The organism is Stenotrophomonas sp., assembly GCF_031995405.1.
Lineage (GTDB): Bacteria > Pseudomonadota > Gammaproteobacteria > Xanthomonadales > Xanthomonadaceae > Stenotrophomonas.
In genome coordinates this window covers 1-10,965 of record NZ_DAMAGC010000064.1, presented here as the reverse complement: position 1 = coordinate 10,965, position 10,965 = coordinate 1, and the positions used below count along the sequence as shown (strand labels likewise).

Below are 10,965 nucleotides of genomic sequence, written 5' to 3'. Positions count from 1 at the left end.
GCCTGACGGCGAACTACACCTACGCCAACGGCGAAAACAACTCCGGTGATCCGCTGCCGTACCAGTCGCGCAACTCGATCGCGCTCAGCCCGTACTTCGAAAAGGGCCCGATCAACGCACGCCTGACCTACAACTGGCGTGACAGCTACCTGGCCGGCGGCTACGTCGCAGGTTCGGCCCCGGCCAGCGTGGACGACTACGCCGAACTCGGCGCCAGCTTCGGCTATACCTTCAACGAGAACTGGTCGCTGACGCTGGACGCGCAGAACCTGCTCAACGAAGAGTACTTCCAGTACCTGGGCGACAAGGACCACCTGGCCTCGCGTTACAAGAGCGGCCGCCGCTACATGGCCACCGTGCACTTCAAGTTCTGATTGCCATAGCACTATGCTGCACACCTGAAACGGGCCCGGATCTCCGGGCCCGTTTTCACAGGTGGAACCCGATTCGCAACACAGGAATGACCCGATGCAGACCCGCACCCGTCGTACCTCGCTGTCACTGCTCTCCTTCGCATTGGCCCTGTCCCTGGCACCGCTCGCGCACGCCGCCGATGCCCAGGCCACCGATGGCCCCCGCGCCCTGCCCGGCTCACTGCCGTTGATGCCGGCGCCGGCCAAGGTCGAACGCCTCGGCGGCAGCGGCTTCAGCGTGGTCGCCAGCACCCCGGTGTGGGCCAAGGGCGAGGCCGCGCAACGCGTGGCTACCCAGTTCACCACCTTGCTGCGCGACAGCGGCGGCCCGGTGTTGAACGTGGCCGGCGCGCGCGGCGGCAACGGCATCCATTTCGTGTTGAACCGCACACTCAAAACCGGCGCCGAAGGCTACCAGCTGCACTCGGGCCGCGACGGCGTGACCGTGCAGGCGGCCACCGAGGCCGGCCTGTTCTATGGTGCGGCCACCCTGTCGCAACTGCTCAGCGGCGGCAGCAACGGCGTCCTGCCGGCGCTGCGCATCGACGATGCACCGCGTTTCAGCTGGCGTGGCCTGATGCTCGATTCGGCGCGCCACTTCCAGAGCCTGGACGAGATCAAGCGCGTGCTCGACGCGATGGCCGAACAGAAGCTCAACACCTTCCACTGGCATCTCACCGATGACCAGGGCTGGCGCATGGAGATCAAGCGCTATCCCAAACTGACCGGGATCGGCAGCTGTCGCATTCCGGCCGGCGATGGCGGCCGCGACCCGGTCACCGGCGCCGAGCGCCCGTACTGCGGTTTCTACACCCAGGATCAGATCCGCGAGGTGATCGCCTATGCCGCCGCCCGGCATATCCAGGTGATCCCGGAAATCGACGTACCCGGCCACGCCACCGCCGCCATCGCCGCCTACCCCGAACTGGGTACGCTGGACACGCCGCTGAAACCGCTCAGCGAATGGGGCGTATTCCCCAACCTGTTCAATACCGAGGAAAGCACCTTCACCTTCCTGGAAAACGTGCTGGAAGAAGTGATCACCCTGTTCCCGGCCAAGTACGTGCACGTCGGCGGCGACGAAGCCGTCAAGGACCAGTGGGAAGCCTCGGCACGCGTGCAGGCCCGCATGCGCGAGGTCGGCGCAGGCAATGAAATGGAAATGCAGAGCCACCTCATCAAGCGCCTGGAGACTTTCCTGGAGCAGCACGACCGCCGCCTGATCGGCTGGGATGAAATCCTCGAGGGCGGATTGCCGCCGGAAGCCACGGTGATGTCCTGGCGCGGCACCGAAGGCGGCCTGAAGGCGGCCAGCGAAGGCCACGACGTGGTGATGTCGCCGGTCACCGACATGTACATGGACTACCTGCAGACCACCTCGCCGAACGAACCACCGGGCCGCCCGCTGTCCACGCCGCTGGGCCGCGTATATGGCTTCGAGCCGGTGCCCGAGGCGCTGGCCAAAGACAAGCAGCAGCACATTCTCGGCCTGCAGGCCAACATGTTCACCGAGCACACCCGCAGCTACGCGCGCCTGCAGCACAACCTGTTCCCGCGCCTGGCCGCCGTGGCCGAAACCGGCTGGTCGCCGCGCGAGCGTCGCGACTACGCCGATTTCCTGGCACGCCTGCCGAACCAGCTGCAGCGCTGGCAGGCCATGGGCATCGCCTACGCGCAGACGCCGCTGCAGGTGGAACTGGACAGCCGCGACGACCGCAAGGCCGGTACCGCGACGCTGGCGCTGCACACGCCGCTGGGCTATGACATCCACTACAGCACCGATGGCAGCCCGGTCACCGCGCAGTCGCCGCGTTACACCACGCCGCTGACCCAGCCGTTGCCGGTCACCCTGCAGGCGGCCACGTTCTTCGACGGCAAGGCACTGGCCAGCGCGGCCAGCCGCTTCGACCTCACCGCCACGTCGCTGCTGAGCCGCAGCGACGAGCAGCTGGGAATGTGCCCAGGCGAAGGCAAGCTGTTGCTGCGGCTGGAAGACGATGGCCCGGCCGATGGCCCACGCGCGATCTTCAACGTCAACATCTTCAATCCTTGCTGGTTGTGGAAGGACGCCGATGTCGACGGCATCGCCAGGGTGCGCGTACGTGCCGGCCAGATTCCGTACTACTTCCAGCTGGCCCACGACGAACCGCAACGGAAGTTCAGCCCCGCACGCAGTGCGCACGGCGAGATGGACGTGCTCAACGGCAGCTGCAATGGCACGCCGCTGGCCACGGTGAAGCTACCGGCCAAGCCCGGTGCGGATGGGTTCATCACGTTGGACGCAGCACTGCCGCGCTCGGTGAAGGGCACGCAGGATCTGTGTGTGCGCTTCACCGGGGATACGCGGCCGACGATGTGGGTGTTGGATGCGTTGACGCTGGTGCCTCGCTGAGGTTGCCGACCAACGGTCGGCACTACCGGGCTTGCATCGCTTGGTTGCCGACCCACGGCCGGCATTACCGGGCTTGCACCGCTTGGTTGCCGACCCACGGCCGGCATTACCGGGCTTGCATCGTCTGGTTGCCGGCCAATGGCCGGCATGACCGATGCTATCCGCGCAGGTGCAGCAGCAGGTTGCGCAACGGGGTGAGTGCGATGGCCATGCCCGCGATCACGCCGATGCTGTTGGCGAGCGCGTCCATGGGGTCTGCCATGCGGTTGTCGGTCAACGCGCCCTGCAGGAATTCGATGCCGATGCCCAGCCCGACCAGGCCGACGCCGGCCCACAGCAACGCCGCGCGCGTGCGGTAGATCTGCACCGCCGAACCGGCCAACAGGAAGTAGGCAAGAAAGTGCTCCACCTTGTCGCTGTTCTGGGGCAGGTCCAGCGGCGGCGGCGGAATCAGGCAGACGGTGATGGTCACCGCGATCGCCAGCCACCACAGACCCAGCCACACGCGCGGCCAGCGCAGCGGCTTCAACATCCCTGTCGCGGTCATCTCAGAGGCGCCAGGTCAGGTCGCCGAGCAGGAAGGCGGGCTCGAATTCGACATCACGCTGGAACCCCATCACCTGGAAGCGCTCGCCCATGCCGGTGGGCAGGGTGAGTTTCTTGACCTGGTCACGCAGGCGCACCTTGCCGAACTCGTCCACACGCGCCTCGGCCTTGGCCAGCAGCGCATCCAGTCCATTGCCCAGCAGGAAGCTGGCCTGGGTGCAGTACCCGGCCAGCTCGAACCCGGCACCGGTGCCGGCCTCGGCCAGCGCGGTGAAATCCACCGAGGCGGTCAGGTCCTGCAGGCCCGGCCAGCGGTAAAGATCGTTGTGCACCTGGTGGCGGTAGAACGCGCGCACGGTGCCGTCATCGCGCTCGTCCTGGTAGTACTCGCCCCGCGGGTAGCCGTAGTCGATGAAGAGCATCGCGCCGCGCTGCATGCCGCCGGCCACGGCCTGGATCCAGTACGGCAGCTGCGGCAGCACTTCGGAACGGTAGCCATCGGCGAACGGCTTGTCGCGGTACTGCTCGACATGGCGCACGGCCGCACTGAGCATCGCATCGGCCGGCTGCGCGCCGCGCATGAACGCGCCGTCGGCATCCAGCTCCACGGTTTCCTCATAGACCATGCCGTCGCGGGCCAGGAAGCGCGGCGTCGGCAGTGCGTCGATCACCTCGTTGGCGAACACGATGCCGTCCCAGTCATCCTCGAACGGACCGTCCAGCCACTCCACCAGATCGAACACCGGGCCGATCAGGGTCTTCTGCAGTCGCTCGCGCTGGCGCTCGCGCAGGTCGGCGCTGGGTTCCAGGATGGCGTAGCGTTCGGGCAGCGCGTCCAGCTCCAGCATGCGCTTGAGCAGCACCTCGGCGAACGCGCCGCTGCCGCCGCCCAGCTCCATGAAGCGCGCCTGCGGGCCCAGCTGCTGCATCACCGGGGCGATCGCATTGGCCACGGTGGCGGCAAACAGCGGGCCCAGTTCCGGGGCGGTGGTGAAGTCGCCGGATTCGCCGAACTTGCTCGCACCGGCGCTGTAATACCCCAATCCCGGCGTATACAGGCTCAGCTCCATGAACCGGGCGAACGGCATGGCGCCGCCATTGCCAAGGATTTCGGCGCGCAGCGCCGCAGCCAGCTGGTCGCTGTGGGCCAGGGCGTCGATATCGGGGGTGGGCAGTGGAGAATGCATGGTGCGGGCGATTGCGGTGACAATGCACAGCATAGCCGAGCACGGAGTACCCCCGATGACCGATACCGCACCCGTCGTGCTGATCACCGGCAGCGCGCGCCGGATCGGCGCGGCGATCGCCCGCCAGTTCCATGCCTGTGGCTGGTCGGTGGTGCTGCACGCGCATACCTCCACCGCCGAGCTGCAGCAGATGGCCTTCGACCTGGACATGCTGCGCCCCGGCAGCGTGCTGGCATTGCAGGCCGACCTGCGCGACGCAGACGCCATCCCGGATCTGGTCGAGCAGACCGTGGCCCAGTTCGGGCGGCTGGATGCGCTGGTCAACAACGCCTCCAACTTCTACCCCACCCTGCTCGGCCAGATCACCGCCGAACACTGGGACGATCTGTTCGCGGTCAACGCGCGCGCGCCGCTGCTGCTGGCCCAGGCCGCCGCGCCGCAGCTGCGCCGCCACCTGGGCTGCATCGTCAACCTCACCGACCTGCACGGCACCCAGCCGATGCGCGACCACCCGGTCTACAGCGCGGCCAAGGCGGCGCTGGAAATGATCACCCGCTCACTGGCGCTGGAACTGGCGCCCAAGGTGCGGGTCAATGCGGTAGCGCCCGGCGCGATCCTATGGCCGGAGCAGGGCAAGGATGATTTCGCCCAGCAGGCGCTGCTGCTGCGCACCCCGCTGGCGCGTACCGGCACGGTGGAGGAGGTCGCCGAGGCGGTGTACTGGCTGGTCACCGATGCACCCTTCATCACCGGGCATACGCTGCGCGTGGATGGCGGGCGGACGCTGTCGTAGTGCCGGCCGTTGGCCGGCTCCGCAGGCACCTGGCACCGCTGGGTTGCCGGCCAACGGCCGGCACTACCCGGGGCACGGTTGCCGGCCGGCGGCGGGCACTACCCGGGGCACGGTTGCCGGCCGGCGGCGGGCACAGCCGGTTACCCGGGCAACAATTCCATCGTGTCGAACGCCTCGCCGTACTGGCGGTGGGCACGCCACAGCGCGGCCAGGGTCAGGCCGCTGACCGGGTCGATGAAGTCCGGGGCGATGTCGGCCAACGGCTTGAGCACGAAGGCGTGCTTGAGTTCCGGGCGCGGGATGCGCAGGTGGCCAGGGCCTTCCACGATCAGGTCGCCGTAGAACACCACGTCCAGGTCCAGGGTACGGTCCGAGAAACGCGGGCCGCTGCGGTCGCGGCCGTGTGCGTCTTCCAGCGCATGCAGCCAGGCATCGAGGGCCTCCAGCGGCAGATCGGTCTCGATCGCCACCGCGTTGTTGAGGAAATCCGGCCCGTCGAAGCCGACTGCGGCGGTACGGTAGGCCGGCGAGACCGCGATCGCGCCGAAGCGCGCGCGCAGCGCCTCCACCGCGGCGTGAAGATGCTGTTGCGGCTGCAGGTTGCTGCCCAGGCTCAGGAGCACAGTGGTCATGGTATTCAGCGTGCGTGGGGCGAATCCACACGGGACCAACATGGCCTGCGCATAGAATCGGAGTGCACATCATAGGACACCGACATGACCTATTGCGTCGGCATCGAGGTGGACGAGGGCCTGGTCTTCGCCGCCGATACCCGCACCAACGCCTCGCTGGACGACGTGCGGGTGCATCGCAAGCTGCATGAATTCGAGTTTCCCGGGCAGGCCGCCTTCGTGATCATGGCCGCCGGCAACCTTGCCACCACCCAGCTGCTGGTCTCGCGCCTGCGTCGCGACGTGGAGGAAGCGCGCGAGCAGAACCTGCGTGCCTACCGGCACCTGTTCGAAGTGGCCGAGTATGTCGGCCGCGTGCTGGTGGACAGCCAGGTCAAGGCCACCTCGCAGGATGCCGGCCAGGATGGCATCGTCACCCAGGCCACCTTGATCCTCGGCGGGCAGATCGCCGGCGAGCAACCGGGCATGTACATGATCTACCCACTCGGCAACGCGATTTCGGCCTCGCCGGAAACCCCGTTCCTGCAGATCGGCGAATCCAAGTACGGCAAGCCGATCCTCGACCGCATCCTGCGCCCGCAGACGCGGCTGGAAGATGCCGCGCGCACGGCGATCGTGTCGCTGGACTCGACCATCCGCTCCAACCTGTCGGTGGGCCTGCCGGTGGATCTGGTCCTGATCCGCAAGGATGACCTGCGCATCAGCCAGCGCATGCGCCTGGCCGGCGACAGCCCGCTGTATGCGCAGATCCACGGCAGCTGGTCGCACAAGCTGGAGCAGGCGGTGACCACCCTGCCCAGGTTTCCGTGGGAAGACGCCTGAAACGGTAGTGCCGGCCGTTGGCCGGCAACCGGACGATGCGTGGCGGGGACGTGGAGCGCCGGCCAGCGGCCGGCCCTACCCCGTCGCCCATCTGGCTCAGGCGGTTTCCAACGCCTCGGCCACCGAACGGAATACCTGCTGCATCTCCAGCGGCTTGCGCAGCACGTGCACGTTGATCGTCGACGGGAACACCGCCAGTGGCACGGTGACGTCGGCCTCTTCCAGCACCAGCGCCGGCCCGCGGAAGCCCAGCGCGGCCATTTCGCCCAGCAGGTGGCTGGCCGACAACAGCTTGGAACCGGCATCGGCGATCACCAGCGCCGGCATCGCTTCCTGCTGCATCCAGCGCAGCGCCGCGGCGCCATCGGAGGCCAGCTGCAGGTGATAGCCCTGGCTGGACAGCGCATTGCCCAACAGCGACAGACGCGTGGCCTCGCCATCCACCACCAGGATCGACTGGCCGGTACCGGCGGCAATCGGCTGATCCACCGCTTCGCTGTCGGTGGTCACTTCCTGCATCGGCAGCAGCAGGTCGAAACGCGTGCCGACCCCGACCGTGCTGTCCACGTGGATGCTGCCGTGCACGCCTTCGACGATGCGCTTGCAGGAGATCAGCCCCAGGCCGGTGCCGTTGGCCTTGGTGGTGAAGAAGGGGTTGAACAGATGCGACAACGTCTCCGCATCCATGCCGGTGCCTTCGTCGGTCACCGAGATGCGCAGCCATTCCTCGCCCTGGCCATCGCGGTCCGCCGCCGCGCGCAGGGTCAGTCGCCCGCCGTTGGGCATCGCCTGGATCGCGTTCAAGGACAGGTTCAACAGCACCTGCTGCAGTTCGGTGTAGTTGGCATCCACGGCCAGGTCGTCATCGGCCACGTCCAGGTGCAGGCTGACCTTGGCCGGCAGGTTGCTGCGCAGCAGCAGCTCCACCGCCTCGAACAGGTGCGCGATGCAGATCTGTTCGCTGGGCTTGCGCGAGCCACGCACGAAGGACAGCATCGACTCGGCCATCTCATGACCGCGGCGGCCGCACTCGGCGATGATGTCGGCCAGGTGGTGCAGCTGCGGGTCCTGGGTCCGCGCCTTGAGCAGGTCCGGCATGATGAGCAGTGGCTGCAGGATGTTGCGCAGGTCGTGACTGAGCCCGGCGGCCAGCAGCGACAGGCTTTCCAGGCGCTGGGCACGCATCAGCTCGGCTTCCACCCGCTGGCGGTCCATGCTGCTGCGCGACTCGCGCACCGCGCGCGCCACCGCCGACGGCAACCGCGCCGGCTGATGCTTGATGATGTAGTCGTTGGCGCCCTGGTGCAGCGCGGCCACCGCGTTTTCCTCACCCATCGTGCCGGACACGAAGATGAAGGGCACATCCGGATGCCAGCCGCGCACGATCTGCAGCGCTTCATTGCCGGAAAAACCGGGCATGGCAAGGTCGGACAACACGATGTCCGGCGAGAAACGGCTCAACGCCTCGCGCAGCTCGCTGGCGCTCTCCACCCGCTCGAACGTTGCTTCGAGGCCGGCATCGAGCATCTGCTCGCACATCAGTTCGGCGTCCTCGGCGGAATCTTCCACCAGCAGGACGCGCAGCATACCCAGGGACGGGCCAGTCAGCGGCATGGCTTACTCGATCTCCGGCGCCTGGTTGATGACGGCCCAGAACTTGCCCAGGGTCTGCACCGCACCGAAGAACTGGTCCACGTCCACCGGCTTGACCACATACGCATTCACGCCCATGTCCCAGCTGCGGGCCAGGTCGCTTTCTTCGCGCGAGGACGACAGGATCACCACCGGCAGGCGCTTGAGCTCGTCGGTGTTGCGGATTTCGCGCAGTACTTCCAGGCCGTCCATGCGCGGCATCTTGATGTCCAGCAGCAGTACCGCCGGCAGGCCTTCCTCGCGGTTGGCGAAGGCGCCACGGCGCAGCAGGTAGTCCATCGCCTCCACGCCATCTTCGACGTGCACGATCGGGTTGGCCAGGCGGGCCTCTTTCAGGGCGTCGACGGCCATCTCGGCGTCGGCAGGGCTGTCCTCGGCGAGGAGGATGGTGCGGAGTGCGGTCATGCGGCGGAGCCCTTGTTGATTGCGTCGAGCGCAGGAGGAAGCAGGAAGTGGAACGTGGCGCCGGCATCGACGGCCGACTCGGCCCAGATGCGGCCGCCATGGCGGGTCAGGACGCGGCGCACGCTGGCCAGGCCGATGCCGGTGCCGGGGTAGTCGCTGGCCTTGTGCAGGCGCTGGAACACGCCAAACAGCTTGCCGGCGTAGGCCATGTCGAAGCCGGCGCCGTTGTCGCGCACGGTGAACAGGTGGCCGCCATCGGGCTGCTGCTGGTACTCGACCTCGATCCGGGCCGGGTCGCGGTTGGACGAATACTTGAGGGCGTTGCCCAGCAGGTTCAACCACACCTGGCGCATCATGTTCTCATCGGAGACCAGGATCGGCAGCGGCGCGATCTTCCACTCGACGTGGCGACGCACGCCGGTTTCCTCGGCCTCGCTCTGCAGGTTGGCATCCAGCATGGCGCGGGTGTCGGCCACCAGCGACTGCATGTCCACCGCCTGCATCCGCATCGCCGCCCGACCCAACCGCGAATACACCAGCAGGTCGTCGATCAGCGCGGCCATGCGGCGTGCCGAGTTGGAGATCACCCCGAGGTAGTGCAACGATTTCTCGTCGGCCTGGTCGCCCAGATGCCGGGTGAGCTTGTCGGAGAAACCGGCGACGTGGCGCAGCGGCGCGCGCAGGTCGTGCGACACCGAGTAGCTGAAGGCTTCCAGCTCGCGGTTCACTTCGGACACCTGTTCGACCTTGCCTTCCAGCTGCCGGTTCAATTCTTCCACGCGCTGCTGCACGGCGCGCTGCACGGTCACGTCGCTGACCGTCATGAGCACCACTTCATCGTCCTTGTCCGGCAGCGGCATGCGCCGGGCATTGATCAGCATGGTGCGCACCTGCTCGTCGGCGGTGCGCTGTTCGTGTTCGTAATCCCACAACTCGCGGCCACGCAGCAGCACATCGGTCAGGCGCTGGCGCACCACCGCATCTTTCCAGGCGCCGTCGCCGATGCTGTCCAGGCTGCGGATCTCGGTGCTGGATTCGTCCAGGCCGTAGAGCTCGGCGAACGCGGGGTTGTGCAGCTGCACCTTCAGCTCGCGGTCGAGCAGCACGATCGGTTCACGTACGGTGTTCAACACCGAGGCAGCACGCGCGGCAGAGCGCTGTGAGGCCTTCTCGGCACTGGCCCGGTGATTGATCTGGCGATGCAGCAACCACAGCACCAGGCCCAGCAGCGAGAGCTGCACCAGCAGCGCCGACCAGGACACGAACTCGCCCTGGCGCTGCTGTTTCTGGAATACCTCGTTGCGCCGTGCCAACAGCGTTTCTTCCGTGGCCTGCAGTTCTTCGATCAGTTTGCGGATCGGGTAGCGGGTGGTGAGGTCCTTGACCAGTTCGCGCTGGTCCGAATCCGGTGCCGACCGTGCCAGCTGCCTGGCCAGTTCCATGCGTCGTTCCACCATGGACTGGATGCGGCCGATGCGGACCAGCTGTTCGGGATTGTCGCGGGTCAGGTCGGTCAGCCGCTGCAGGCGCTGCGGGATGTCCTTGGCCTGGCCCAGACGCTCGCGCAGGCCCGGTGCGTCGATACCTTTGGACATCGTGAGCGCGGCCGATTCCACATCGCGGACATCGGCCTGCAACTGGTACACCGCCACGCCCACGTCCTGGGTGTGGGTCACCCAGCGCATGGCGTCGATATTTTCTTCGGACAGCTTCCGCAGGGTCAGCCACGGGACCACGATGATGGCCACGGCGGCCAGGGTCAGTGCCGGCAAGCGCCAGCGATCCCAGACGTCATCACTGAAAACCAGCGCCATATGCCCTCTTCAACTCACGGTGCCGTAACCGGCGGTGCCCAACGCAGCGGCCTTGGCTTGCTTGGCACGTCGACGCGGGCGAAGCCATGAATATACCGCAGCACATTGTGAATAGGGCTAGTCTGATTTCATGAACAGTTTAGAAAAGCCGCATCGCCAGTGCCGGGACGCTTCTCTCTTCCGATGGGCGTACATAAGACTGACTACTGACCCTTCCCGCAGTGGTCGGTGGATTGGGCGCTGGGGCCCTATACCCTTTCCGGCGAATGTCCCCCGGCGTCGGCCTGCGGCCGCCCCCTCCTCCTTTA

The 10,965-nt window shown here is 67.0% G+C and carries 10 protein-coding genes; 4 read left to right on the top strand and 6 right to left on the bottom strand.

Translation table 11 applies throughout. The features are described from left to right. Positions 1-374: TonB-dependent receptor (locus RTO53_RS12350; protein WP_312238068.1), on the top strand; the 374-nt coding region annotated here is incomplete at its 5' end. A gap of 94 nt (positions 375-468) precedes the next feature. Then, positions 469-2,805 (top strand): family 20 glycosylhydrolase, encoded by a 2,337-nt coding sequence (locus RTO53_RS12345; RefSeq protein ID WP_312238067.1) that lies wholly within the window; start codon positions 469-471, stop codon positions 2,803-2,805. 157 nt (positions 2,806-2,962) lie between these two features. Here the strand turns inward: RTO53_RS12345 and RTO53_RS12340 are convergent, their stop codons facing one another. Further along, positions 2,963-3,337: a VanZ family protein gene (locus RTO53_RS12340; protein ID WP_312238066.1), complete on the bottom strand. Its 375-nt coding sequence runs from the start codon at positions 3,335-3,337 to the stop codon at positions 2,963-2,965. A gap of 16 nt (positions 3,338-3,353) precedes the next feature. After that, positions 3,354-4,538 carry a class I SAM-dependent methyltransferase gene (locus RTO53_RS12335; RefSeq protein WP_312238065.1) on the bottom strand — a complete coding sequence of 395 codons (1,185 nt, stop codon included), beginning with the start codon at positions 4,536-4,538 and terminating at the stop codon, positions 3,354-3,356. A gap of 55 nt (positions 4,539-4,593) precedes the next feature. Here RTO53_RS12335 and RTO53_RS12330 point away from each other — a divergent pair, with 55 nt between their 5' ends. Then, entirely contained in the window at positions 4,594-5,331 is a 738-nt protein-coding gene (locus tag RTO53_RS12330) for a pteridine reductase (RefSeq protein ID WP_312238064.1), read from the top strand. A 140-nt stretch (positions 5,332-5,471) separates the two neighbouring features. Here the strand turns inward: RTO53_RS12330 and folK are convergent, their stop codons facing one another. Beyond that, positions 5,472-5,963, bottom strand: coding sequence for a 2-amino-4-hydroxy-6-hydroxymethyldihydropteridine diphosphokinase (folK, locus tag RTO53_RS12325; RefSeq protein WP_312238063.1), 492 nt, complete (start codon positions 5,961-5,963; stop codon positions 5,472-5,474). Between the two features lie 84 nt (positions 5,964-6,047). Between folK and RTO53_RS12320 the strand changes: the two genes are divergently transcribed. After that, positions 6,048-6,785 carry a 20S proteasome subunit A/B gene (locus RTO53_RS12320; protein ID WP_312238062.1) on the top strand — a complete coding sequence of 246 codons (738 nt, stop codon included), beginning with the start codon at positions 6,048-6,050 and terminating at the stop codon, positions 6,783-6,785. A gap of 96 nt (positions 6,786-6,881) precedes the next feature. On the opposite strand, the gene RTO53_RS12315 is transcribed toward RTO53_RS12320, so the two are convergent. The 3 genes from RTO53_RS12315 to RTO53_RS12305 are packed head-to-tail and all read right to left on the bottom strand — an operon-like array spanning position 6,882 to position 10,657. Continuing rightward, the gene (locus RTO53_RS12315; RefSeq protein WP_312238061.1) at positions 6,882-8,399 is read right to left on the bottom strand and encodes an ATP-binding protein; all 1,518 of its coding nucleotides are present in this window, start codon (positions 8,397-8,399) and stop codon (positions 6,882-6,884) included. 3 nt (positions 8,400-8,402) lie between these two features. Then, positions 8,403-8,843, bottom strand: a complete 441-nt coding sequence (locus tag RTO53_RS12310; RefSeq protein WP_312238060.1) for a response regulator — start codon at positions 8,841-8,843, stop codon at positions 8,403-8,405. After that, on the bottom strand, positions 8,840-10,657 hold the full coding sequence (locus RTO53_RS12305) for an ATP-binding protein (protein ID WP_312238059.1): 1,818 nt from the start codon (positions 10,655-10,657) through the stop codon (positions 8,840-8,842). Before RTO53_RS12305 ends, RTO53_RS12310 begins: the two co-directional genes overlap by 4 nt. Positions 10,658-10,965 lie beyond the last annotated feature (308 nt).